Origin of the sequence: Paenibacillus sp. TAB_01 (assembly GCF_043945595.1) — a bacterium.
Taxonomy (GTDB): domain Bacteria; phylum Bacillota; class Bacilli; order Paenibacillales; family NBRC-103111; genus Paenibacillus_S.
This window is the reverse complement of record NZ_JBIFNP010000001.1, coordinates 5,828,862-5,853,777: the sequence shown is the minus strand read 5'-3', so window position 1 is coordinate 5,853,777 and position 24,916 is coordinate 5,828,862. Positions and strand designations below refer to the sequence as shown.

The window sequence follows — 24,916 nt, the reverse complement described above, 5'->3', positions numbered from 1 at the left end:
CTTTAGCTGCCGTTCGATTCATCGAACACGGGTTAAGCTAATAAGAGCACACGGAGGATGCCTAGGCGCTAGGAGCCGACGAAGGACGTGGCGAACGACGAAATCGCCTCGGGGAGCCGTAAGCAGGCGTTGATCCGGGGATGTCCGAATGGGGGAACCCAGCTGAGGTAATACTCAGTTACCGCTATCTGAATACATAGGGTAGCCGGAGGCATACGAGGGGAACTGAAACATCTAAGTACCCTCAGGAGAAGAAAACAAGAGTGATTCCGTCAGTAGCGGCGAGCGAAAGCGGAACAGCCCAAACCAGAGGGCTTGCCCTCTGGGGTTGTGGGACGTCAATGTGGGTTTAGCAGAGTAGATGAAGCGGTCTGGAAAGGCCGGCCACAGAAGGTAACAGCCCTGTAATCGAAATTTTGCGAAAATCCTAGACGGATCCCGAGTACCGCGAGACACGTGAAACCTCGTGGGAAGCAGGCAGGACCATCTGCCAAGGCTAAATACTCCCTAGCGACCGATAGTGAAGCAGTACCGTGAGGGAAAGGTGAAAAGAACCGCGGGAGCGGAGTGAAATAGAACCTGAAACCGTGTGCTTACAAGAAGTCAGAGCCCGTTCATGGGTGATGGCGTGCCTTTTGTAGAATGAACCGGCGAGTTACGTTCCCGTGCAAGGTTAAGGTGAAGAGCCGGAGCCGCAGCGAAAGCGAGTCTGAATAGGGCGTATCGATATTTTCTTACGAAAAATCGCAGTACGTGGACGTAGACCCGAAACCGTGTGATCTACCCCTGCCCAGGGTGAAGGTGCGGTAACACGCACTGGAGGCCCGAACCCACGAATGTTGAAAAATTCGGGGATGAGGTGGGGGTAGCGGAGAAATTCCAATCGAACTCGGAGATAGCTGGTTCTCCCCGAAATAGCTTTAGGGCTAGCCTCGGGAGATGAGTAGTGGAGGTAAAGCACTGATTGGGTGCGGGGCCCGCCAAGGGTTACCAAGTCCAGTCAAACTCTGAATGCCACATACTTTATCCCGGGAGTCAGACAGTGAGTGCTAAGATCCATTGTCAAGAGGGAAACAGCCCAGATCATCAGCTAAGGTCCCCAAGTGTGTGTTAAGTGGGAAAGGATGTGGAGTTGCAAAGACAACCAGGATGTTGGCTTAGAAGCAGCCACCATTGAAAGAGTGCGTAATAGCTCACTGGTCGAGTGACTCTGCGCCGAAAATGTAACGGGGCTAAACACACCACCGAAGCTATGGCTCGTGCAAACAAGATTTGCACTTGGGTAGGGGAGCGTTGTATGTAGGTAGAAGGTGTACCGTAAGGAGCGCTGGACAGCATACAAGTGAGAATGCCGGTATGAGTAACGAAAAGATCAGTGAGAATCTGATCCGCCGAAAGCCTAAGGGTTCCTGAGGAAGGCTCGTCCGCTCAGGGTAAGTCGGGACCTAAGGCGAGGCCGAAAGGCGTAGTCGAAGGACAACAGGTTGAAATTCCTGTACCACCGTGAACCGTTATGAGCAATGGGGTGACGCAGAAGGATAGTGACGCGGACTGATGGATGTCCGTCCAAGCAGAGAGGCTGGTGTGCAGGCAAATCCGCACATCCTTAAGGCTGGTCTGTGATGGGGAGCGAAAATTACAGTAGCGAAGGTCATGAGTTCAGGCTGCCAAGAAAAGCCTCTAGCCAGGGAGAAGGTGCCCGTACCGCAAACCGACACAGGTAGGCGAGCAGAGCATGCTAAGGCGCGCGGAAGAACTCTCGTTAAGGAACTCGGCAAAATGACCCCGTAACTTCGGGAGAAGGGGTGCCTCGGTAGGGTGAATAGCCCGAGGGGGCCGCAGTGAAAAGGCCCAAGCGACTGTTTAGCAAAAACACAGGTCTGTGCGAAGCCGCAAGGCGAAGTATACGGGCTGACGCCTGCCCGGTGCTGGAAGGTTAAGGGGAGTGGTTAGGGGTTTACCCCGAAGCTATGAACCGAAGCCCCAGTAAACGGCGGCCGTAACTATAACGGTCCTAAGGTAGCGAAATTCCTTGTCAGGTAAATTCTGACCCGCACGAATGGCGTAACGACTTGGGCGCTGTCTCAACGAGAGATCCGGTGAAATTTTAATACCTGTGAAGATGCAGGTTACCCGCGACAAGACGGAAAGACCCCATGGAGCTTTACTGCAGCTTGATATTGGACTTTGGTACGATCTGTACAGGATAGGTGGGAGCCTGAGAAGCCTGAGCGCCAGCTTGGGTGGAGGCGACGTTGGGATACCACCCTGATCGTATCGGAGTTCTAACCTGGTACCGTAAGCCGGTATGGGGACAGTGTCAGGTGGGCAGTTTGACTGGGGCGGTCGCCTCCTAAAAAGTAACGGAGGCGCCCCAAGGTTCCCTCAGAATGGTTGGAAATCATTCGAAGAGTGCAAAGGCATAAGGGAGCTTGACTGCGAGACAAACAGGTCGAGCAGGGACGAAAGTCGGGCTTAGTGATCCGGTGGTACCGCATGGAAGGGCCATCGCTCAACGGATAAAAGCTACCCTGGGGATAACAGGCTTATCTCCCCCAAGAGTCCACATCGACGGGGAGGTTTGGCACCTCGATGTCGGCTCATCGCATCCTGGGGCTGAAGTAGGTCCCAAGGGTTGGGCTGTTCGCCCATTAAAGCGGTACGCGAGCTGGGTTCAGAACGTCGTGAGACAGTTCGGTCCCTATCTGTCGTGGGCGCAGGAAATTTGAGAGGAGCTGTCCTTAGTACGAGAGGACCGGGATGGACGTACCGCTGGTGTACCAGTTGTTCCGCCAGGAGCACGGCTGGATAGCTACGTACGGACGGGATAAGCGCTGAAAGCATCTAAGCGTGAAGCCCCCCTCAAGATGAGATTTCCCAGTAAAGTAAGACCCCTTGAAGACGACGAGGTAGATAGGTTCGGGGTGGAAGTGCCGTAAGGTATGGAGCTGACGAATACTAATCGGTCGAGGGCTTATCCAAGAGAAAGCAAAGAAGAAGGATGTATGCTTGTTTCGTATCTAGTTTTCAAGGTGCAAGTCGCCTTGAATTAAAGTATTCATGTTTCCTGGCAGAAACATGACACATCGTTTGGTGATGATGGCGGAGGGGAACCACGCGTTCCCATCTCGAACACGACCGTTAAGCCCTCCAGCGCCGATGGTACTTGAACCGAAGGGTTCCGGGAGAGTAGGACGTCGCCAAGCAATTTTCCCTGATAGCTCAGTTGGTAGAGCACTCGACTGTTAATCGAGTTGTCACAGGTTCGAGTCCTGTTCGGGGAGCCATATCATGGCCCGTTGGTCAAGGGGTTAAGACACCTCCCTTTCACGGAGGTAACAGGGGTTCGAATCCCCTACGGGTCACCATGAATTATTAATAGCACAATGATTCAACCTATAATCCCATGGAGGCTTAGCTCAGCTGGGAGAGCATCTGCCTTACAAGCAGAGGGTCGGCGGTTCGATCCCGTCAGCCTCCACCATAATGCTGTGGAGCCGTGGTGTAGAGGCCTAACATGCCTGCCTGTCACGCAGGAGACCGCGGGTTCGAATCCCGTCGGCTCCGCCATTATTGAATTGAATATGTAAGGCTCGGTAGCTCAGTCGGTAGAGCAGAGGACTGAAAATCCTCGTGTCGGCGGTTCGATTCCGTCCCGAGCCACCATGATTGTTTTGATAACTTAATATGCCGTTGTAGCTCAATTGGTAGAGCAACTGACTTGTAATCAGTAGGTTGGGGGTTCAAGTCCTCTCGACGGCACCAGTATTATCCGGAGGCTTAGTGAAGTGGCTAAACACGGCAGACTGTAAATCTGCTCTCATCGAGTTCGGTGGTTCGAATCCATCAGCCTCCACCATTTTGTAAGAGCCATTAGCTCAGTTGGTAGAGCACCTGACTTTTAATCAGGGTGTCGTAGGTTCGAGTCCTACATGGCTCATTGGTTTTGCGGTCGTGGCGGAATTGGCAGACGCGCTAGATTCAGGTTCTAGTGGTGTAACAGCCGTGGAGGTTCGAGTCCTCTCGACCGCACCAATTTGCGGAAGTGGCTCAGCGGTAGAGCATCGCCTTGCCAAGGCGAGGGTCGCGGGTTCGATTCCCGTCTTCCGCTCCATTTTATAATTTGGCGCCATAGCCAAGTGGTAAGGCAGAGCTCTGCAAAAGCTTTACCCCCAGTTCGAATCTGGGTGGTGCCTCCATCTACATGTTCCCTTAGCTCAGCTGGATAGAGCGTTTGACTACGAATCAAAAGGCCGGGAGTTCGAATCTCTCAGGGAACGCCATTCTTTAATCATATTCCAGTTAGTTTGGGATATCGAAAGCATCAAGCAAGCCGGTATGGCGGAATTGGCAGACGCGCGCGACTCAAAATCGTGAGGGAAACCGTGGGGGTTCAAGTCCCTCTACCGGCACCATATTACTTCGGGACGTAGCTCAGCTTGGTAGAGCACCTGGTTTGGGACCAGGGGGTCGCATGTTCAAATCGTGTCGTCCCGATAACAGCTTGAAATGAAAGACCGTGAATATTCGCGGTCTTTTTTGTCGTTTACAGACCAAAAGTTTCGATCAAGATTTCAGCAATAATTAGAGCGGATGAGGTTCCTCTTATTTCTCACTATAGATATACCCTCGGTTAACTTGCTATAGTTATCCCTTCGGTTAGTGCGCAGGCGTTGCGTAGAGCTATCCGGATTTTTTATAGTTTGCGCTATCTCTTATCTCTAGCAAAGGCTTGGTTTCCTTCCTTGGCGTAACGGATGGTTCATCCTCAGGCGAATCGTTTAAATATCTGTAACCCGTTTGAAGGAGGTACATGCAATGACGACCAAAAGCACAACTTTCCGAAAAAAGTACAAGCCGGTTGCCGGCAAGAATGATCCTTGTCCCCCGCTGAAGGAAAAAAGCTACGAGACTCCGCCGCACCTGTACCTTGGTTTTCAGCCGCCGGGTCTGGAGCAGTTTGAACCAAAGGAAGCTTTGGCAAAAGGAACCTTGTGGCCTGCGTTGTTCGGACCTTATGAAACGCCGAAGCCTGTGTTCGACCGCAATGGGAAGGAGGAAGCGTAATGGCTCAAATGTCTGCAAAGAAAATGAAGCTGTTGGAAGATCTTCAAGCCGTTGATTTTGTATTGGCGGAGCTTACGCTTTATCTGGACACGCATCCGGATGATGCTGAAGCACTTCAACAATATCAGGAAACCGCTGAGAAACGACAAGAAATAAAAAGCGCCGTGGAAACGCAATTCGGAGCCTTGTGCCGCAACACGCCGCTTCCGGAACAGAACACTCCTGGCTGGGACGAGGGTCCATGGCCATGGCAGCTATAGTACAGCAAGAAATGTAGGGATTTAACCAAAAGAAGAGGAGGCTCTCTAAATGTGGGTATATGAAAAAAAACTGATGTATCCCGTCAAGGTAAGCGAATGCAATCCGAGGCTGGCCAAATATTTGATTGAACAGTATGGCGGGGCAGACGGTGAATTGGCAGCCGCTTTGCGCTATATGAATCAGCGCTACTCGATTCCGGACAAAGTCATTGGACTGTTGACCGATATTGCTACCGAGGAGTTCGCTCACTTGGAGATGATCGCCGCTATGGTGTACAAGCTGACCAAGGACGCAACTCCGGAGCAAATTCGTGCGGCCGGTCTTGAGGATCATTATGTAAACCACGGGATATCGCTGTTTTATTCGAATGCCGCCGGCGTTCCTTTTCAAGCCTCCTATATTGCAAGTAAAGGAGATCCAATCGCCGATCTATATGAAGATATTGCAGCGGAAGAGAAGGCGAGAGCTACCTATCAATATATTATCGATCTCAGTGATGATCCGGATATTAACGATAGCCTCAAGTTTCTGCGGGAGCGTGAAATTGTGCATGCCCAACGGTTTCGCGAAGCAGTAGAAATACTGAAGGAAGACCGTAGCGCTCAGAAAATCTTTTAATCCAAAGCAAAAGCCCCATCTCTGAGAGCACAACTGGGTACTCTCGAAGATGGGGACAATTCGTTTAATAAGCTCAGGAGTTTGCAGCGATAGGCTGGCGAACAATTTTCACGTCATAGAAAGAAATTTTATTAGATAAGATGTAGTCCGGTATTTGACGGTGTGCATGGGACTCTTTGAACGCATCGCTGCGAGTCCAAGCATGAAAATCTTCCTTCTTACTCCATTTCGTGCTTACTGTTACCTCGTCATATTCTGGAGTGTTCTCAGTCAGCATGACCTCCAACCCCAAAAATCCTTCCATATATTCGACTTTTCCTACTTTATCGAAACGTTCAATCAGTTTGTGGGCACTGCCCTTTGTTATTTGCGAAGTGTTGGTTACGATAACCATGTGGAATTCCTCCTTTAATATGGTAAAGTTTTCATGGGAATAATGATAGGATATTCATCCTCAAAGCTTACTCTTGCATTAATTTGATACACTTGCTTTAAAAAATCGGCATGGATCACATGCCTTGGCTCCCCCGATGTGACAAGCTTTCCATTCTTCATGGCCAGCAGATAATGGCAGTAATGGGCCGCCTGCTGAAGATCATGGAGAACCATAACAATGGTCATGCGGTACTCGAGATTAATCTTCTGCAGCATTTCCATCACGTCGAGCTGATGAGCGATATCGAGAAAAGTAGTGGGCTCATCGAGCAGAATAATGCCGGTTTTCTGTGCTAAAGCCATTGCGATTCGTGCTTTTTGCTGCTCACCTCCCGATAAAGTATGAAACATCCGATGCTCGAGACGCTTCGTTCCTGTCGCTTGCATGGCCCACTCAACAGCTTCCTCATCCTCTTCATTCATGCGAACAAACATTCGCTTATGAGGGGAGCGCCCGAACGTAATCAGCTCGCGTACGGTCAAATCGGGAAGCGCGCTTTTGGACTGGGTCAGCATGGATACGGTTCGGGCGAACTCCAGGCTGGTGAAGCTTCGGGAAAGCCGATCCAGTATGTAAACCTCACCGTGATCGGGGCGCACTAAACGGGTGAGAACCTTGAGCAGTGTCGATTTACCGGAGCCATTCGGTCCGACGATGGCCGTTATTTTGCCTGCCGGAATGCTGATATTCACATCCTTCAGCTGAAACATGCCTACATCCAGGCTGATCTGCTTTGTTTCGATGGCTCTCATTTACATCAGCCTCCGTTTCTTCAGCAGGTATAAAAAGAACGGTGCGCCCAAAGCGGCTAACAAAATGCCGACTGGAAGCTCAATGGGATCAAACCAGGTCCGGGCGATTGTATCCGCCAGGACGACGAGGGCTGCTCCGCCCAGAATGGACAAGGGAAGCAGGAAACGGTAATCGTCGCCGATCAGCAGCCGAAAGGCATGAGGTACGACCAGGCCGACAAAGCCGATCAAGCCAGCAACGCTGACAGCCGTTCCGGCTAAAAGTGCTGACAGAACAATGAGCAGAAAGCGCTGAAGCTCCACCTTTTGACCAAGCAGCTTGGCGGAATCGTCTCCCAGCAGCAGCAGATTGGCAGGCTTTACTGCAAACACGGTCAATGCAAGGCCGATGAGCGCATAAGGCGCCATAAAACCTAGATGGTACCAGCTGCGCCCGCTGAGTCCGCCGGCCAGCCATGGGAGAACGGCCTGCACGCGATCGCTGTAAATGACCATAATTCCGTTCGTTACAGCGCCTAACAAAGCATTAATCGCTACCCCCGCCAAAATGATTTTCAGCGGAGAAGCTCCTTTATCCCAAGCCAGCAGATAAATTACAAGTGCCGTAATAAAAGCGCCTAAAAAAGCCAGCATAGGAAGCAAGTAGCTTAATTGCGGAAATAAAATCATGGCGGTAATCGCCGCAAGTCCTCCGCCGGCTGAGACGCCGATGATTCCCGGATCGGCCAAAGGATTCTTCATAACGCCCTGCAAGAGGGCGCCTGCTGCCGCAAGGCAAGCACCGACCAATAAACCGATCAGCACGCGGGGAAGGCGCAGGTTCATAATAATTTTTTCATTGACGGGCTGACTGTCGGCAGAGGTGAATACGGCCCATATTTGCTGAAACGATATAGGCACGGATCCGTAAGACAAGCCATAGAATACGATGAATAGCAGGAGAATCGGCGTTAAGATGAAGGCGGCCTTTCTTCTCCGGCTGCGTTGTTGTACATTCATTGTTTATTTCACCGACTGCAGCAGCTTAGTCATCAAATCAAGCGCTTCTGCGACCCGGCTTCCCGGATTCGTTCCAAACAAATCGTTGGGGAGAACTTCCACATGATTGTTTTTCACGGCATCAAGACTGCTCCAGGCTGCGTTCTGCTGCATTTCCTTCAAAAATCCTTCTTTCACTTTATCCGAATTGCCATGACTCATAAGCACGATAAGCTGAGGATTCGACTTCATAATATTTTCCGTGTTCAGTTGAGCGTACTGCGGATAGTTTTCTAATTTTGGATAATCCGCTGCAATGTTTTCCCCGCCTGACGCAACGAGAATATCTCCGCTTAAAGAGTTGTTCAAAGCCGCCATATAGGTGCCTGGGGCTCCGTAAACCATGAGTACTCTCGGCTTGGCGCCGGAGGCAGCGGATTGAATATCCTTCAGTTTCGCATCTATGGCTTGATTCAGCTCTTGTGCCTTCGTTTCCTTCTGCATGAGCTGTCCGAACAAGCTGATTTGTTTTTTGACATCCTCGATAGAATTAGCGCTGGTCAGCACCATCTTGGACCCGATGCCCTCCACCGAAGTAATATCTTTCATATTCATCGGCTGATTGCCAAGTACGACATCGGGACCCAGCAAGGCCACTTTCTCCAAATCGATCCCGTGTGTCGATCCGACCTGCGGCAGCTTCTCAGCACTTTGTATGGCAACGGGTCCGGTTGCAGTTGGACGACCGACAAGCTCGCCGCCAAGCGCATACACAATATCCATTTCACCATTCGCCAGGGCAACGATTTTCTTAGGGGGAGAAGGGAAGGTAATCGTTCGATCGGCGAAATCCCGGATGGTGATGGCTCCCGCTTGATTTGCTTGAGTTTCAGCGCCTTGAGAGGCAGGCTGATTGCTGGTTACCGTCTGACCGCAGCCGGCTGCAGCTAATAAAAGGACGGTAAGACCGATGACTGCATACTTTTTCATAAAAACCTCCAAACCTCCTGCTTATCACAACCACCGAAAAAATACGAATGAGAATGATTCTTAGTGGTAATAATGTATACTTTACGATATTGAAAATCATTCTCATTGTCAATGGCTGGAATCGAAAAAAATTCTTATAGATCAAACTGTCCGAAATCTATTGACATATTTTAGCTTGTTGGGATAATATCAGGGCGAGATTGCGCTTTTTAAGAAATGAAGAAAGGAGGAGGATGGGGTGATAGAGCGGTATAAGGTTAAGAAAGAACCTGACAGGTATCTTTTTTTTGCGAACATAATGAGAATGATTATCATTGTCTTCGGCTATGTAAATAGAGAGCGGAGAAGGAAGGAATATAAGGTGAAAAACAAGCTAATTGGTTCAACGGTTGCAGCTATGCTCCTGTGCGTGCTGTGGTTGTGGGCGGTCCCTGGCGTACAGGCGGCGGAGCAGCTTCAGGATGGGAGCTATTCGATTAATTACACCGTGCTTAAAGCCGAAAACGATTCGGTATCTATGGCGAACGATTACTGGGAGAAACCGGCGAAGGTCATTGTCAAAAATGGCGAGTTGACAGTGCAAATGCGTCTTAATCATAGCCAGTGGGTGACACAGTTTAAAGTGCCGAACACAGCCAACAAGGATGAGTACATAGATACGACCTTGATTAGCAGCGACAAGGAAGCGGATAAGAGACTGGTACAATTCAAAGCGACAGGCTTATCTGAGCCCCTGCTGTCAAAAATCCATGTTACCGTCCCTGAAGTTGATTACGATCATGACTATACGATCCGGTTCTCATTTGATGAGAAGAGCATCAAAAATACCGAAGCGGCCGGCACTAGCCAGACGGCTGTCAAGGAACAAGGAACAACGGCAAGCACTGCAGCAGCAAGCCCAAGCACGAGCAATGGTGCCTCTGAGGCAGCTGCCAGCGCCCCATCTAAAAGCACAGCTAGCACTCAGTCGGCTGCCAAGGCTGTAGAAGCAAAAGCATCCGCGTCCGCAGTACAATCGTCTTCGGCAGATGCGAAAAACAGCCAGATTGCACAGGTGCCTAACCCTAAAACGGGAGACAGCAACACTACCTTATGGTGGATTGGAGCACTAATTATCTCCTCCCTATTCATGTTGTCCACAGTGTTCATCTCGGTCAAACATCATCAAGATTAAAGAATGGCAAAGGAGAGAAAAGCATTGAACAGGCAATTCAAGAAGTCCGTGTCGGCAGTGGTTATGTTTTTTATGCTGTTGACGCTTATCGTACCTTTTCAGGCTGCATTCGCTGCAAGCACGCCGGTAACCGGCTTTAATTATTCGACAGGTACGACGCAAGCGGTTTATGGTGCTCCATACGGTGTCAACTTGGTAGTTAGCGATGTCACCGATACTGTATATCAGCAGGTTTATGCGCATGAAGCCATTATTAATTATGATTCGAGCGTTCTTGAAGTTTCGCAAGTTGTGAACACGGATGCAAGTTATTTTAACGATCCTATTGTTACCGAGCTTGCACCGGGTCAAACGAAGCTGCTGTATCAGGCGACCTCGCCTGCCAACCCATATCTTCTTACTAATGCTGCGCAGGTGTTGAGCCAGGTCGTCTTCACACCTAAGGTGAATCCTGCGTCCAGCACCTCTACGACGATTTCTATGACGAATATCAACATTACGAACGGACAAGGTAACAAGTTGGCGTTGGACGATGTCTCGGCAACAATCGACATTTTACCGCCAGGGAATAAAACAGAACTGCAAACGTTGGTCGATAAGGCTAATGCGGCTTATAACGGCGCAGTTGAAGGCACACAGGAGGGGCAATTTGCAGTTGGCTCCAAAGCGGTTCTAAAATCGCATATCGATGAAGCCCAAGCGGCGTTGAACGGTGTAGGCGGAACAAAAGCTGCTCCGACATCCCAGTTCCAAAGCAAGCTGGATGCCCAATCCGCCGATGTATCCTCTGCCCTTCATGCATTTAAGGCGGGGCTCACCGGCCAGTATCGAATTAATTTTACGACATTAAAGGATACTTCGGATGCCGTTTCTACGATGGGTAACTATTTCCTAAAGCCCTACACATTAAAGCTGAACAATGGGGTTAAGAAAGTATCTTTTACCCTAAAAGACAGTACGATAGTTCCCAGCTTGAAAGTGGAACAAAACGGTGTTTTGACAGAGACAGCAGTACTCAGTACAGATACGACAGCAAATACAAGAGTCGTTGAATTTGAAGTCAATGATTTAAACAGCATTTTAAATGCTACGGTTCATATTTCTACGATGAATCAAGGAAACCCTTATGAACATGATTACACGATCCGTTTGAAATTCGATTCGCTTGTGGATGCTGTGAATATTACGGCATTGAATGCAGCAATCAGCAGCGCGCAGACTGCTTATAGCAATGCAGTAGAAGGTACGGCAAACGGTCAATATCCTGCTGGATCGAAAGCGGCCTTGCAAACGGCGATTGACGCAGCAAAAGCTGTAGCAAATGATACGGTTTCAACGCAGGCTGCTGTAAATCAAGCAGCCGTAAGCCTACAAGTGGCTTTGGGGACTTTTACATTTAGCGTTAACGGAGCAGCATATGATTTGAACTTCACCATCATGAATGCGGAGAAGGATGAGCCTTCTTCCATGGACAGCTACTTCCTGAAACCGGGCAAGTTGATTGCCCAGCAGGGATCGTATCAAGTTATGGCTACGTTAAAAAATAGCGCCACGGTTCCTAGCTTTAAAGTGGAACAAAATGGGGTACTGACTGAAACGACGGTTGTCAGCACGGATACAGTAAACAACACAAGAGTATTGACATTCCCTGTTCAGGATTTAACGGCGCTCTTGAATGCTCAAGTCCATGTATCCACTACGTATAATGGAGCTCCATACGAAAAGGATTATGCGATCCGATTAAAGTTTGATGAGTTTGCTATGAGTAATAAAGCAGCTCTAACTAACGCGATTGCACAAGCTCAAACGGAGCATGATGCTGCTGTAGAAGGCAGCGCCGCAGGTCAGTATCCTGCTGGAGCCAAAGGTGCATTGCAAACGGCTATTGACGCAGCGAAAGCTGTTGCAAATAATAGCGGTGCGGAGCAAACAGCCGTAGATAACGCGGTAACGGCCTTGCAAACGGCATTGATTATTTTCCATGCTTCGGTCATCGCGACGGGAACGAATCCGACGGATCCGAATAATTTGGCGGATGGCGAGTACACAATCGGATTTACCGCATTGAAGGATGGTACGGAAGAGACATCCGTTATGGATGGATATACATTGAAGCCAGCCAAGTTGGATGTAGTGGACGGTAAAAAATATATCAGCTTAACACTGACAAACAGTGATTGGGTCAAATTTTTCCAGACACAGCAAAATGGCGTGTATGTCGATGCAGAAGTTGTCAGTCCAGATACATCGGTAGACGGTGTCAACCAACGTGTCGTGAAATTCGAAATTGCTGATTTTACAAGCAAGATAAATGCTTATACGCATGTGAAAATTCCGGATGGCGTACTGCCGTTCCCTTATGACAACAAGTATTACGTGCAGTTTAAGTTCGACGGAAGCACAATCGAATCCGTAGGGGGATCGACTCCTACCAATCCAACGACGCCTTTGACCGATGGAAACTACACATTTGGTTTCCAAGCAACGTCTGTTGACCCATCAGGGGATCCGATCAGTAATTATCTTGACTCAGCCGGCAAAGTGAAAATAGAGAACGGCAAGAGCCTGGTGACGTTTAAAGTAAAAAGCGGTGCGTCGTTAACCAAGTTGCTATGGATTAAAGCAAATGGCGAGACAAAGGAATTTTTACCAAAAGCAGTTGCTAAAGCTTCCGGTTTGGTGCGAGTGCTTGCTTCCGATGCGGGAACGACCGATGTACAGTTCGAATTGGAGCAATTAAGCGGCACTTACATTGCGAGCTTTGCAGTTCAGCAAGGCAATGAAACCGCAGAGCGTGCTTATCAGCTTACCTTTAACAATATTACGGCTGAAGATCCATCAAATCCTGGAAACGGCGGGAATAATGGTGGCAGTACAGGCGGAAATACGGGCGGCGGCAATGGCGGCGGTGGAACTGGAGGTAATTCCTCATCCCTTGCTGACGGCAAATACAGCATCAACTACAGAATCATCAAGTATGATACGGATGAAACCTCCGTCATGCAGGATTATGTGATTACTCCAGGTGTCTTGACGGTAGAGGGCGGCAAGCAGTATGTTTCCTTCACGTTAAAGCAAAGCAAGGAAATCACGGACTTCCAGGTGGAGCAGAACGGCACGCTGACCGATACGACGGTCATCAGCTCCGATGAAGCGAAAAACACAAGAACGGTGCAGTTTGAGGTTCCGGATTTGTCATCCCGCATAAAGGGCTGGGTTAAAATCAGCTGGCCGGAGTTCAACTACTTCCATGATTATGACGTTCATATTTCTTTCGACAAGTCGAGCGTCAAAAAACTTAGCGACAGCGCAGCTGCAGCTTTAGGCGGCGGATCAAAGGAAGCGACTTTGAAAAACGGAGATTACGATATTGCCTTCAAGGTTCTGCAATCGAGAAACAATCTGGAATCGAAGGTCAATGATTATATTCTCCACCCGGCGACGTTAACGATCAAAGATAAAGAAAAATTCATCTCGTTAACATTGCTGCACAACAAAGAGATTACCGAATTTAAGGTGAAAAGCAATAACGAACTGATCGATGCCGATGTTGTAAGCACGAATGAAGAAGAAAACAGCCGCATCGTCAAGTTCGAAGTGAAGGACTTGTCCGCTACTCTGCCAGCTCATCTCAAGTGGGTGGCTGAGGACGGAACCGAAGAAGAAATCGATTTTGATATCGTCTTCGATGTAGACAGCTTGGGAGCAGACCCGGCAGAGGAAACACCGGTAGAGACTGAGCCTGGGACGGAAGAACCAACGACGCCACAGGAGCCGTCAAGCAACGGTCTGCAGGATATTCAAGATCACTGGGCTAAAGCCTCCATTGAGCGGGCGATTGCTCTTGGTATCGTGAACGGCTATGAGGACGGAACCTTCCGTCCGGACGGCGAAGTGAGCCGTGCCGAGTTTACGGCTATGATCGGTCGTGCGTTGAAGCTGCAGAACAGCGGCGATGAGCTTTCCTTCGCAGATAAAGACCGGATTCCTGATTGGGTGAAGCCGACGCTCGCCCAAGCCGTGGAAGAAGGCATTATCAGCAGCTATGAGGACAGCACGTTCCGTGCGGAACGCAAAATTACACGTGCCGAGATTGCGGTTATGATCGTCCGCGCGTTGAAGCTTCCTCTGGATGAGGCGGCGGAGCTGCCTTTTGCGGATGCAAGCGACATACCGGATTGGGCCAAAGCTCAAGTAGCAGCAGCTCACGAGTTGGGTATGATTAACGGCAGAGAAAACAATCTGTTTGCTCCGAATGAGAGCGCAACCCGCGCCGAGGCCGTAACGCTGATTCTGGCTATGCTGAACTACGTTCAATAACTACTATAAACCATTCATTTACGGGGATGCCGGGTAAGCCGGCGTCCTCCGTGATTTTTACAGAGGGAAAGGAGTTGGACCCAGAAGATGAATAAAAGGATAGCTGCAGTCATACTTGCTTGCTTGCTGTTTATGGTAACGGGTTGTTCAGCGCAGCAGACACAGGCTTCCGAACAGGAGCCGGCACAGGAGACAGCAAGTCAACAACGGATTGTTTCGACAACGGTGGCCGTAACGCAAATGATGGATGCTTTGGACCTCGATTTGGTCGGAGTGCCGAAAAGTTACAAGCAGCTGCCAAAGCGGTATGCAGGTGTAACGGAGGTAGGTAATCCGATGAGTCCGAGCATGGAAATTGTTAAGTCTCTCGATCCGAGCGAGGTCTTGTCGGTTACGACGCTGGAGTACGATTTGGCGCCGGTATTCAAAAATGCCGGAGTTTCCGCCAGCTTCCTGGATTTAACTAGCATGGAGAAAATGAATGAGTCCATCATGAGCTTGGGCAGCAAGTACGGCAGGGAAAAGCAGGCGCAGGCCATCGTAGACAAATACAAGGAAAAGCTGGCGGATATTAAAAAAAGGACGGAAGGCAAAAAGTCGCCCACGGTACTTATTCTGCTTGGCGTACCCGGAAGCTACCTCGTAGCGACGGAGCATTCGTATATCGGCGATTTGGTCCGGCTGGCCGGAGGCGTCAATGTCGTTCAAGGCGAGTCGGTCGAATACTTGGCCTCTAATACGGAGTATTTGCAGCAATCCAATCCGGATGTGATCTTACGGGCTGCCCACGGCATGCCGGATGAAGTAATCAAAATGTTTGACCAGGAATTCCAAAAAAACGACATTTGGAAACATTTTAGTGCGGTAACGAATAAGCGGGTATATGATCTGGAAGAAGAATTGTTCGGCACGACAGGCAATCTGGAGGTCGTTCAGGCTTTGGATGCACTGATGAATATGCTGTACCCTAATTCTTAAAATCATTCGTAGAGGGCGTTTAAGGTATGAACAAAAAAGTGCTGAGCATGGCCGTCGTTATCGTCCTGCTCATTGTCGTTACAATCGTGTCCGCAACAACGGGGAGTATCAAGGTCGGCAGTCTGGACTTGATTCAAGGCTTGTTTACGGGAACGAATAAAAGCGTACAAATTATTAAAGATCTGCGCCTGCCCCGGATTATCGTATCCTTGTTCGTAGGTGCGGCATTAGCCGTGGCCGGGGTCCTGCTCCAGGCTGTTATGCACAGCTCGCTTGCAGATTCCGGTGTTATAGGGATCTCCTCCGGAGCAGGCTTCATCTCGATTCTTTTCGTTACGCTGTTTCCGAAATTATTTTTTTGGCTGCCGGTATTTGCTTTCCTTGGCGGCGCGCTGGCGTGTTTTCTCGTCTATGCTTTATCCTGGAAGGCGGGACTCAGCCCCATCCGGATTATTCTTGTCGGGATCGCGGTCAATGCTACCTTTACCGGCCTGGGGCAGTCCTTTAACTATAGAGGAAGCTATGCGGTTACCCAAGTCAATCAGGCGACTACCTCGATTTTTACGATGAAAACCTGGACGGACGTTGAAGTTATCGTCACATACGGCACCATCGGACTTATTCTTTCTTTGTTTCTCAGCTCCTGGTGCAACCTGCTTTCCCTTCAGGACAAATCGGCGCAAAATCTTGGGCTTCATGTCGCACGGGCCCGGCTGATCATTTCCATCGTTGCCGTGCTTTTATCGGCGATAGCGACGGCGATTGGAGGGCTGATTGCTTTCGTAGGGCTGCTGGTCCCGCATATCGCCCGGTTATTGGTCGGTTCGGATCATAAAATATTGATCCCCTTCTCGGCATTAGCCGGGGCGCTGCTTATTTTATCTGCAGATACTTTAGGTCGCACGGTGCTGGCCCCGACAGAGATTCCGGCCTCCATCATCATGACCGTGATCGGCGGCCCGTTCCTTATATTTTTAATTCGGAAGAGTGATCGCATGTATGGAAATTAACAATATATCTTTCTCCTATGACAAAAAAGTCGATCAACTCAAATCGGTTCAAGGCGAAATTCCGCATGGCAAAATTACAACGATAATCGGGCCTAATGGCTGCGGGAAATCGACGCTGCTTGGAGTGATGTCCCAAAATTTCGCACCACGGGCGGGGCAGATTATTTTGGATGGGAAGGCGATCCCGGCGTATAAGCCGAAGGAGCTGGCCAAAAAACTGGCAGTCGTACATCAGCATAACGATGCCCCGTCGGATCTAACGGTCGAGAAGCTGACGGCTTTCGGACGTCTGCCGCATAAAAGCTTATTTTCTCCCAATCAGGAGGAGGATGAGCAGGCGGTAGAATGGGCGCTGACGTGCACGAATTTGCTGGACAAAAGAAAATTAACCATTGATCAATTATCGGGCGGTGAACGGCAGCGCGTATGGATAGCTATGGCGCTGGCGCAGAAAACGTCCTTGCTGTTTTTGGATGAGCCGACAACTTATTTGGATATTTTTTACCAGATTGAGCTGCTGGAGCTGATACGCAATTTGAACGAGCAGTACGGATTGACGATCGTGATGGTACTGCACGATATTAATCAAGCGATCCGGTACAGCGACAATATTATGGTGATGAAGAACGGCGAGCTGCTGATGCAGGGGTCGGCCCAGGAGATCATTACGGTGGAGCTGATCAAAAGGATTTACGGAGTCGATGTCCTGATCAAAGAAGATGAACGAACAGGCTTGTATATCGTACCGGTCGGAATTTAGGGGAGGCGTGTTATGGAGAACAAAGACGGCCGTCTGTTTAGAATACGCCTCTCGCCTCTGGCTCTCAAAGGAATTCTGCTGCCAAGTCTGGCTGTCTGGATTGTTTCGTTGGCAGCCATCGTTTGGACTGAAGCAGGTTATTCCGCAAACCGGAATGTATTGGCGGAAGCCCAGCAGCTGCACCGTACCTCTGTAGCGACGGCGGTGTCACCATTCGGTGCGGAACCGCGCGTGCAGCCGTCTTTTCTAAGTCTGCTCGATCAAAACCCCGATATGGTGGGCTGGCTAAAAATTGAGGATACGCCCATCGACTATCCGATTGTTCAAACTAGCGATAACGAGTATTATCTGCACCACAATTATAAGCGTGAGGCATCAAAGGCCGGTAATCTTTTTATGGATTTTCGCAACGGTTTTACCGTCCCTTCACGGCATACGATTTTGTATGGACATCAAATGAAGGACGGCACCCAATTCGGTCAGCTGAACAAATTTGCCGATCCCGATTTTTTTCAGAGCCACCGCTTTATCCAGTACGATACCTTGTATAAGACATATAAAATGGAAGTTTTTTCTATTTATTTTACAACGACAGCGTTTGATTACATTCAAACGGATTTTTCCGATAACGAGACGTATGGAGCGTTCCTGAATCAAATTCAAAGCCTCTCGCTCTATCCGAGCGATGTGAGCTTAACGGCGGAAGATAAGATCGTGACTCTATCGACGTGTGACGGCAGGCTGGATCCGAATGAAGGACGATTCGTTGTACATGCGAAGCTGATTGAATGAAGACTGCCTGGCCTCCTTAGCCGGTAGTCTTTTTTCCGTAGTGTAGGGAGAGAGCCAGCCAAAGTCCAGAAGTCTGTACGCGCAGCAGCGAGCGTTTTTTCAGCGGCCCTTCCCATCTGTGTTAATTTTGCATTTCCGTCCGGCAGGGAATACTATGTACATAAGGCTGAAGCTTACGCTAGACAAATACGTGGAAAAGAGTGGGGAAGCAAAAACATGTTTCTGCGAACGGAAAGCTTAAAGCAGTACGTTAGATTGTATCCTGTTACGACGGTATTGATCTGCATTCATCTTGTTGTGCTGGGGCTGATGGAATGGACCGGGTCTTCAGAGGATTCCCGAACGCTGCTGCGCTTCGGCGCTTTATTCGATCTCCCGGGGATGGTTCCCGAATGGTGGCGTTATATTACAGCGATGTTCGTTCATATCGGTTTTGCTCACTTGTTCTTCAACAGCTTTACATTGTACGTGTTTGCTCCGCCCCTTGAACGGATGCTGGGTGTCTGGAGGTATGCGCTGCTCTATCTGCTGTGCGGGATTGCCGGAAATTTGGCAAGCGCCTGGTTCCACAGCGATTACTTTATTTCTGCCGGGGCTTCCGGCGCGATCTACGGCGTGTACGCCGCGTATTTGTTTCTGGCCATTTTCCGCAAGTGACCTGATCGATCAGCAAACGAAGCAAACGGTTATTACGATTCTTGTGATCGGTTTTCTTCAGTCGATCATCGTGCCGCATATTGATTTGTATGCTCATTTCGGCGGTTTTATCGGAGGGCTTGCCGTGATGGGGCTGATGTCGTTGTTTATCAAAAGACGGCATCTCCGGCAAAGAGCCGAGCTGGAGCGGCAGCTGCAGCAGGCGGAGCAAGAACTGCAGGAACGGCAGGGTGAGCCAGAGTAAGAAGAAACTGCAGGTGTCGAAGAAGTAGTGAGCCAGAGTAAGAAGGAGTTGCAGGAGTGTCGAAGAAGCAGTGAGCCAGAGTGAGAAGGAGCTGAAGTAGCAGTAAAGAAGTAGTGAGCCAGGGGAAAACGAACTGCAGGAGTGACAAAGAAGCAGAGAACCTAGAGTAAACAACAGTGCAGCAGGATCTGAAGTTACAGGTTCGCGAAGTCTTCAAGTCACCGTGTGCGGGAGCGCCGGTGATTTTTTTGACCGATTTTATGGTTATCCGGGCGGACATTACAAGCCCATCAGCCTGAAAAGTGGTCATAATGGCGAACTGCGGAATAAACTATAGTATCTAAAATAGAATGAAAGGATGAATGTACTTTGTACAGGTGACCCTATGAAACGAATGGAAGCAGTGCCCGTGTGTCCTGATTTGAGATTTCAGAACATGACCGAAAGCAAGCTGTCGTTTGATGAGGTGTTTCATCGTATTCTGCGGTTTATCGCTCAAGATCCCAAGGCACATTACCAATTTGCCATCGGAACCGATAGTCAGGTACACCGCGATTGTACGAAGTTTATTACCGGCGTCATTATCCGGAGGCTGGGTAAAGGAGCGTGGGCTTGCTATCGGCAGGTCATTGTCCCAAGAGAGCTGACCTCGTTAAGGGAGAAGCTGTCGATGGAGACCTCCCTGTCCCAGGAGATCGCCTGCTACTTCTCCACAGCAGAGGTGCACCAAATGGAGGAGCTGCTGCTGCCCTATGTTTATCAAGGGGCCGTGCTGGAAACCTTCATTGATATTGATGCAGGCACCGAGCCCTACCGGAACAAAACGTCTCTGTATGTGCAGGAAATGATCGCTCGAGTGGAAGCGATGGGAATGTATGCTGCGAGAGTGAAGCCCGACTCTTATTGTGCCTCCGCTTATGCGAACCGATATACGAAAAAGCTTGGTCACCGGCAAGTGATGTGATTTGTGCGCCTGCCTCCATGCCAACAAAAGCAACAGCCTGGGTCCCTGACGAAAAACAGGGACCCAGGCTGTTTGCTGTCAGCTCCCCCGCGCACAACCGCCGTGGCGCCGGTTCGAACAGCTCCGGATGCCGCAGGGCGGCTAGAGCGGCAGGTTGCCTTCTGTCCATACTTCCATCGATTGGATCACGAATGATCGGCACCGAAATCAACAACACACGGAGCGGAATGTTTCCGCGGCGGTCTCCATCAATAGATTGGTATTAACAGTGGAGCCGATAGCTGCGCGCATCGTCTTCCCTCCTCGAATTTCTCGCCCTTAGCTGTGATAGCTGGCGGCTTGCCGCTGTTCATACTTTTGCACAGGACCAAGGACAATCCGGCTTATGTTAAGAAAGGTGGTTGCGGCTATGCCCGCCAGGCTTTAGAATCACATTATCATCTGGTTGCAGAGGAATTAGGATGCGCAAGAAATCTAGGCCGATGAATGGGCTAGGATACACAAGAGTCCTATGCTGATTTAAGGTCTATAATGCACAAGAAATCTACGCTAACGGAGGGGCTAGGATGCATACGAAATCTACGCTAATAGAGGAGCTGGAGCAGCTGGGGATCGACAGGCAGGGTACGCTGCTTGTCCACTCGTCGATGAAAAGCTTGGGTGAGGTCGAAGGCGGAGCGGATACGGTTCTGGATGCTTTATCCGAGGTGATGAAGGAGGGGCTGCTGGTGCTGCCTGCGCATACCTGGTCCTACATCAACGCGCGAAATCCGCGATTCTATGTGGAGGATTCGGCTACTTGTGTCGGGGTTCTTACCGAGCTGTTCCGCAAAAGGCCGGGGGTGATCCGCTCCTGGCACCCAACTCATTCGGTAGCTGCGCTGGGCGAGGATGCCTCGGCTTTTACCGCAGGAGACGAACAGTTCGATACGCCTTGCGCGAGAGGCTCGGTCTGGGGTAAGCTGCTTGACCGCAGAGCAACGATTCTGCTGGTAGGCGTGGATCTGCGCCGCAACACGTTTATGCATGGCGTCGAGGAATGGCTCGACATCCCGGGAAGAATGACCGACAGCCGCGAGCAGCTGGTTACTGTTCTTCCGGACGGTACGGAAATACCGGTCCCTTCGCGCAGACACTGCGGCCTATCCTGGTCGGAGCATTTCTGGAAGGTGGAGGAAGTGCTGGAGCGAAGAGGGGCGATGTTCAAGGGGAGGCTCGGTGACGCCGTGGTCCGGGTGTGCGATACCGTGAAGCTGGAGGCGGTACTAAGCGAGATGCTGCGGTTCCGCTCCGCAGCTGTTCTCGGACAACGAGCCGATGGATGAGCGGCTGCAGCGGCAGTTTTTGTAAGTTGCTCTGCACAGGAAACCGGCAGTTCATGGCTGGGCAAAAAGGTATAACTAAGGTTTGGATCCTCGGGCCTCCCGGACCGTTATAAGGTCATAAGGGAGCCGCCCGTCCGAGAAGCTTATGAACGCGGCGCCCATAGCATGATGGCGACCCCAAGCAGACAAACGGCAGCCCCGACCCAATCGTACAGGTCCGGGGCTTTTTTATCGACCCACCAGCCCCAGAGAACGGACAACAACACGAACACCCCGCCATATGCAGCGTATACTCTGCCGAAGGAGGGGAAGCTCTGAAGTGTAGGAACGATGCCGTACAATACGAGGATAATGCCGCCGGCCAGACCGAGGCCCCACGGTTTGGATTCCCGAAGCCAAAGCCAGATCAAGTATCCCCCGCCGATTTCGGCCAGACCGGCAATAACGAATAATACAATGGCATAAACCACTACATAACCTCCTCTTGGGATTGGTGCAAAAATTTAGGTAACAGCGCCGTTCACGACAGTAGCGTCATATCACGCGGCGACGAACGCCTCCGGCAAGGGCTTTGCTTAAATGCACGTCTGCCGCTTGTTCCGGAACGCGAAGCCCGCATCCGTCCCCATTATAGAACCGCAGGCCCGATATGTAAATCATGCTTTGAAAGGGCCGATTTTACAACCCCCCGCATACGTGCTATATTAAGTTGATGCTCTTTATAGGTATGGTGATTGACATGAATATAACCAACTGGATACCAACTAAATTAAAAATGCCCAACCCTTGACCCGAACCGGTCGAGGGTTTTTGTTTCCTTGGGGAAAAACTTCTGGCGGGGGTCACAAATGATGAACAAAGGGAATCGCGCTTCCATCTTGGCGATATGGATCAGCTTAATCAGCAACGTTCTATTGACTACGATCAAAATTATCGTCGGTCTGCTATTCAAAAGCCAAGTACTGCTGGCTGACGGCGTGCATAACGCAGGGGATGTGATCGCCACCTTCGCTTCGCTGACTTCGATGCGCATCTCCCAGCGTCCGGCCGATGATGACCATCCTTATGGTCACGGCAAGGCGGAAGTGCTGGCTTCGGCCGTCGTGGCCGTCATTATGATCATTGCCGCACTGTACATTGCTTATGAAGCGGTAGCGGCTTTCTTTGAAGAGCCGGTCCAGGCAAGCTATTTCGCGCTGGCCGCCGCGTTCATCTCCTTTGTGTGGAAGCTGATCTTGTACATTTATACGCTGCGGATCGGCAAGAGCATGAACAGCAAAGGCCTGCTGGCCACGGCGTACGATCATTTGGCGGATGTCTACGCATCGATTGCGGCGGTAGCAGGGATCGGTCTGGCTTTGTTCGGGGAAGCCTACGGCATTCATTATTTGTCCTATGGCGATCCGCTGGCCGGAATTATCGTCTCCATTCTCGTATTGAGGTTGGCTGTGCATATGGGACAGGAAGCTTTCGACGTGCTGATGGAAAAAAACATTGCGCAGGAGAAGCTGGATGAGTATGCCCAGCTTATTCAATCGATTGCGGAAGTGAAGCGGATCGACCGGCTGCGCGCAAGAGAGCACGGCCATTACATTTTGGTGGATGCAAGGCTTGGGGTTCCCGGGGAGCTGACGATTCAGCAGGGGCATGACATTTCGCGGAAAATTAAACAGCTCATTATGAGCCGCCATCCCGATGTAGATGAAGTGCTGATTCATTTGAATCCGTGGTATGCCGATGAACAAGACTAGGGACAAATGCTTGGAAGCCGATGATGCTGAAGTCGGAATTTGATGAAAAAAGAAGCGGGGCGGCATTATTTGTACTACAATAGAGAGGAAGAATAGCTTGCTTGTCCCGCAGCAAAGAAAGGAAGTCCAACATGATACGATTTGCCGTTATAGGTACGAACTGGATTACGGAGGCTTTGATCCAAGCGGCCAGGCTTCATCCGCAATTTGCGCTGACCGCGGTCTATTCCCGTACTGAAGAGAAGGCGAGGGCATTCGCCTCCAAATTCGATATCCCGCATACGTATACGGATGTACAAGCCATGGCTCAAAGCGATACATTCGATGCCGTATATATCGCGAGCCCGAACTCATACCATGCCGAACAGGCGATTCTATTAATGAACCACGGTAAGCATGTGCTGTGCGAGAAGCCTATCGCTTCCAATACAGCGGAGCTTCAGGCGATGATCGCCGCGGCCCGCAGCAATAACGTTCTGCTGATGGAAGCGTTGAAATCGACGCTGCTGCCTAATTTTCAGGCCATTCGCGAGCATTTGTACAAAATCGGCCCGATCCGCCGTTATTTCGCAAGCTACTGCCAATATTCCTCGCGTTATGACGCTTTTAAGGAAGGGACAGTGCTCAATGCGTTTAATCCCGTTTATTCCAATGGGGCATTGATGGATTTGGGCGTGTACTGCATTTATCCGATGGCCGTCCTGTTCGGCAGCCCGAATGAGGTGAAGGCGGAGGGTGTTTTACTCAGCTCCGGCGTAGATGGAGAGGGAAGCCTGATCGTCAAGTATGATGAGATGGACGGCGTCATTATGTATTCCAAAATTACTCATTCCGAGCTTCCATCGGAAATTCAGGGAGAGTGGGGGCCCCTGGTTATCGACAAAATCAGCTCGCCCGACAAGGTCGAAATCCGCTACCGCGACGGGTATGTGGAGGAGATCACCCGGCCTCAGAACGGGGCTGCCATGTACTATGAGGTGGAGGAATTCATTCGCATCCTGAACAGCGGCGCAAGAGAGTCGGCTACCAACTCCTTCGCCCATTCGATGGCCGCTATGGAAATCATGACGGAAGCGAGACGGCAGATGGGCCTTGTGTATCCTGCCGATACGAAAAGCCAAGGAGGATCGATCCATGCATAATAAAGCTGAACGAATTAAAAATATGAAGCTGCCGTCGGTCATTACCGATCCCAAGCTGGACCATAGGCTGCCGCCCGGCCAAGTATGGACCGAGCGCTTTCCGATTCTGCATGAAGGGGAAGTGCCGCAGTACGATATGTCCGCCTGGGCCGCTTCGCGCGTTTGGAGAGGTCGAGGAAGAGCGCGTGTTTACATACGAGGAGCTGCTCTCCCTGCCGCAGACCCGAATCACCTGCGATATTCACTGCGTGACCCGCTGGTTCAAGCCGGATACGGCATGGGAAGGCGTACTGTTCCGCGACGTGCTCAAGCTGCTGAAGGTGAAGCCTGAAGCCAAGCATGTTATGCTCCACGCGGACCAGGATTATGAAACCAATGTGCCGCTTAAGGACCTGCTGGGCGATCAGATTCTGCTTGCCCACAGTTACGACGGAAAGCCGCTGACACCGAAGCACGGCTGGCCTCTGCGCTTGGTCGTGCCGCATCTGTATTTCTGGAAGAGCGCCAAATGGATTCGCGGCTTCGAGTTTATGAAAGAAGACCGCCCGGGCTTCTGGGAGCGCAATGGCTTCCATAATGAGGCTGAACCGTTCCGCGAGGAGCGTTTCTCCGGAGAAGCGCTGCCGCTGCCGGAGGATGAATGGGTCGGCAAAGATTTTGATTAATGCTCTGAACATAAAACAAAACTGCGGGACGC

Annotated in this window: 19 protein-coding genes, 14 tRNA genes, 2 rRNA genes and 2 pseudogenes; 32 read left to right on the top strand and 5 right to left on the bottom strand. The window is 50.4% G+C overall.

Annotated features, from left to right (window positions below):
* Positions 1-30: 30 nt before the first annotated feature.
* The 19 genes from ACHHV8_RS28525 to ACHHV8_RS28435 all read left to right on the top strand — a co-directional run bounded on the left by ACHHV8_RS28525 (position 31) and on the right by ACHHV8_RS28435 (position 5,946).
* A 23S ribosomal RNA gene (locus tag ACHHV8_RS28525) occupies positions 31-2,982 on the top strand.
* A gap of 107 nt (positions 2,983-3,089) precedes the next feature.
* A 5S ribosomal RNA gene (gene rrf, locus ACHHV8_RS28520) occupies positions 3,090-3,206 on the top strand.
* 5 nt (positions 3,207-3,211) lie between these two features.
* Positions 3,212-3,287, top strand: a tRNA-Asn gene (locus ACHHV8_RS28515).
* Between the two features lie 6 nt (positions 3,288-3,293).
* Positions 3,294-3,368: transfer RNA gene (locus ACHHV8_RS28510), tRNA-Glu, on the top strand.
* A 40-nt stretch (positions 3,369-3,408) separates the two neighbouring features.
* Positions 3,409-3,484, top strand: a tRNA-Val gene (locus ACHHV8_RS28505).
* A 9-nt stretch (positions 3,485-3,493) separates the two neighbouring features.
* Positions 3,494-3,570, top strand: a tRNA-Asp gene (locus tag ACHHV8_RS28500).
* 20 nt (positions 3,571-3,590) lie between these two features.
* Positions 3,591-3,666, top strand: a tRNA-Phe gene (locus tag ACHHV8_RS28495).
* Between the two features lie 23 nt (positions 3,667-3,689).
* Positions 3,690-3,765: transfer RNA gene (locus ACHHV8_RS28490), tRNA-Thr, on the top strand.
* A 9-nt stretch (positions 3,766-3,774) separates the two neighbouring features.
* Positions 3,775-3,859, top strand: a tRNA-Tyr gene (locus ACHHV8_RS28485).
* A gap of 8 nt (positions 3,860-3,867) precedes the next feature.
* Positions 3,868-3,940: transfer RNA gene (locus ACHHV8_RS28480), tRNA-Lys, on the top strand.
* Positions 3,941-3,948: 8 nt separating this feature from the next.
* Positions 3,949-4,035 (top strand) — tRNA-Leu (locus ACHHV8_RS28475).
* A gap of 4 nt (positions 4,036-4,039) precedes the next feature.
* Positions 4,040-4,114 (top strand) — tRNA-Gly (locus ACHHV8_RS28470).
* Between the two features lie 11 nt (positions 4,115-4,125).
* Positions 4,126-4,199 (top strand) — tRNA-Cys (locus ACHHV8_RS28465).
* A 7-nt stretch (positions 4,200-4,206) separates the two neighbouring features.
* Positions 4,207-4,283: transfer RNA gene (locus ACHHV8_RS28460), tRNA-Arg, on the top strand.
* 49 nt (positions 4,284-4,332) lie between these two features.
* Positions 4,333-4,415 (top strand) — tRNA-Leu (locus tag ACHHV8_RS28455).
* An 8-nt stretch (positions 4,416-4,423) separates the two neighbouring features.
* Positions 4,424-4,497: transfer RNA gene (locus ACHHV8_RS28450), tRNA-Pro, on the top strand.
* A gap of 321 nt (positions 4,498-4,818) precedes the next feature.
* A complete protein-coding gene (locus ACHHV8_RS28445; RefSeq protein ID WP_395162702.1) occupies positions 4,819-5,067 on the top strand; it encodes a spore coat associated protein CotJA in 249 nt (82 codons plus the stop codon).
* The gene (locus tag ACHHV8_RS28440; protein WP_395162701.1) at positions 5,067-5,327 is read left to right on the top strand and encodes a spore coat protein CotJB; all 261 of its coding nucleotides are present in this window, start codon (positions 5,067-5,069) and stop codon (positions 5,325-5,327) included. Before ACHHV8_RS28445 ends, ACHHV8_RS28440 begins: the two co-directional genes overlap by 1 nt.
* Before the next feature lie 49 nt (positions 5,328-5,376).
* Positions 5,377-5,946 (top strand): manganese catalase family protein, encoded by a 570-nt coding sequence (locus tag ACHHV8_RS28435; RefSeq protein ID WP_395162700.1) that lies wholly within the window; start codon positions 5,377-5,379, stop codon positions 5,944-5,946.
* Positions 5,947-6,019: 73 nt separating this feature from the next.
* On the opposite strand, the gene isdG is transcribed toward ACHHV8_RS28435, so the two are convergent.
* Genes isdG through ACHHV8_RS28415 form a run of 4 tightly spaced genes read right to left on the bottom strand, consistent with a single transcriptional unit; the run spans position 6,020 to position 9,102 of the window.
* Complete coding sequence (gene isdG / locus ACHHV8_RS28430; RefSeq protein WP_395162699.1) at positions 6,020-6,340, bottom strand: heme oxygenase; 321 nt, start codon at positions 6,338-6,340, stop codon at positions 6,020-6,022.
* A gap of 14 nt (positions 6,341-6,354) precedes the next feature.
* Positions 6,355-7,134, bottom strand: coding sequence for an ABC transporter ATP-binding protein (locus ACHHV8_RS28425; RefSeq protein ID WP_395162698.1), 780 nt, complete (start codon positions 7,132-7,134; stop codon positions 6,355-6,357).
* Positions 7,135-8,133, bottom strand: a complete 999-nt coding sequence (locus ACHHV8_RS28420) for a FecCD family ABC transporter permease (protein WP_395162697.1) — start codon at positions 8,131-8,133, stop codon at positions 7,135-7,137.
* A gap of 3 nt (positions 8,134-8,136) precedes the next feature.
* Positions 8,137-9,102, bottom strand: a complete 966-nt coding sequence (locus tag ACHHV8_RS28415; RefSeq protein WP_395162696.1) for an ABC transporter substrate-binding protein — start codon at positions 9,100-9,102, stop codon at positions 8,137-8,139.
* 238 nt (positions 9,103-9,340) lie between these two features.
* On the opposite strand from ACHHV8_RS28415, the gene isdC reads away from it, so the two are divergent.
* The 10 genes and pseudogenes from isdC to ACHHV8_RS28365 all read left to right on the top strand — a co-directional run bounded on the left by isdC (position 9,341) and on the right by ACHHV8_RS28365 (position 21,351).
* Positions 9,341-10,276, top strand: coding sequence for a heme uptake protein IsdC (gene isdC, locus ACHHV8_RS28410; RefSeq protein WP_395162695.1), 936 nt, complete (start codon positions 9,341-9,343; stop codon positions 10,274-10,276).
* A gap of 24 nt (positions 10,277-10,300) precedes the next feature.
* On the top strand, positions 10,301-14,596 hold the full coding sequence (locus ACHHV8_RS28405; RefSeq protein WP_395162694.1) for an NEAT domain-containing protein: 4,296 nt from the start codon (positions 10,301-10,303) through the stop codon (positions 14,594-14,596).
* A gap of 87 nt (positions 14,597-14,683) precedes the next feature.
* Complete coding sequence (gene isdE, locus ACHHV8_RS28400; protein WP_395162693.1) at positions 14,684-15,574, top strand: heme ABC transporter substrate-binding protein IsdE; 891 nt, start codon at positions 14,684-14,686, stop codon at positions 15,572-15,574.
* A gap of 26 nt (positions 15,575-15,600) precedes the next feature.
* On the top strand, positions 15,601-16,584 hold the full coding sequence (locus ACHHV8_RS28395; RefSeq protein ID WP_395162692.1) for a FecCD family ABC transporter permease: 984 nt from the start codon (positions 15,601-15,603) through the stop codon (positions 16,582-16,584).
* Positions 16,574-17,344: an ABC transporter ATP-binding protein gene (locus ACHHV8_RS28390; protein ID WP_395162691.1), complete on the top strand. Its 771-nt coding sequence runs from the start codon at positions 16,574-16,576 to the stop codon at positions 17,342-17,344. Before ACHHV8_RS28395 ends, ACHHV8_RS28390 begins: the two co-directional genes overlap by 11 nt.
* 12 nt (positions 17,345-17,356) lie before the next feature.
* Positions 17,357-18,136, top strand: a complete 780-nt coding sequence (gene srtB, locus ACHHV8_RS28385) for a class B sortase (RefSeq protein WP_395162690.1) — start codon at positions 17,357-17,359, stop codon at positions 18,134-18,136.
* A 216-nt stretch (positions 18,137-18,352) separates the two neighbouring features.
* On the top strand, positions 18,353-18,793 hold the full coding sequence (locus ACHHV8_RS28380) for a rhomboid family intramembrane serine protease (RefSeq protein ID WP_395162689.1): 441 nt from the start codon (positions 18,353-18,355) through the stop codon (positions 18,791-18,793).
* 43 nt (positions 18,794-18,836) lie between these two features.
* A complete protein-coding gene (locus ACHHV8_RS28375) occupies positions 18,837-19,037 on the top strand; it encodes a hypothetical protein (RefSeq protein WP_395162688.1) in 201 nt (66 codons plus the stop codon).
* A gap of 436 nt (positions 19,038-19,473) precedes the next feature.
* Positions 19,474-20,001, top strand: coding sequence for a ribonuclease H-like YkuK family protein (locus tag ACHHV8_RS28370; RefSeq protein WP_395162687.1), 528 nt, complete (start codon positions 19,474-19,476; stop codon positions 19,999-20,001).
* 566 nt (positions 20,002-20,567) lie between these two features.
* Positions 20,568-21,351: pseudogene (locus ACHHV8_RS28365) on the top strand (AAC(3) family N-acetyltransferase).
* Positions 21,352-21,469: 118 nt separating this feature from the next.
* Here ACHHV8_RS28365 and ACHHV8_RS28360 read toward each other — a convergent pair.
* Entirely contained in the window at positions 21,470-21,796 is a 327-nt protein-coding gene (locus ACHHV8_RS28360) for a YnfA family protein (RefSeq protein WP_395162686.1), read from the bottom strand.
* Positions 21,797-22,177: 381 nt separating this feature from the next.
* On the opposite strand from ACHHV8_RS28360, the gene ACHHV8_RS28355 reads away from it, so the two are divergent.
* The 3 genes and pseudogenes from ACHHV8_RS28355 to ACHHV8_RS28345 all read left to right on the top strand — a co-directional run bounded on the left by ACHHV8_RS28355 (position 22,178) and on the right by ACHHV8_RS28345 (position 24,884).
* Positions 22,178-23,077 (top strand): cation diffusion facilitator family transporter, encoded by a 900-nt coding sequence (locus ACHHV8_RS28355; RefSeq protein ID WP_395163650.1) that lies wholly within the window; start codon positions 22,178-22,180, stop codon positions 23,075-23,077.
* A gap of 131 nt (positions 23,078-23,208) precedes the next feature.
* Positions 23,209-24,219, top strand: coding sequence for a Gfo/Idh/MocA family protein (locus ACHHV8_RS28350; protein ID WP_395162685.1), 1,011 nt, complete (start codon positions 23,209-23,211; stop codon positions 24,217-24,219).
* Positions 24,212-24,884, top strand: a pseudogene (locus tag ACHHV8_RS28345) (sulfite oxidase-like oxidoreductase). The gene ACHHV8_RS28350 and the pseudogene ACHHV8_RS28345 overlap by 8 nt, the downstream one beginning before the upstream one ends.
* Positions 24,885-24,916 lie beyond the last annotated feature (32 nt).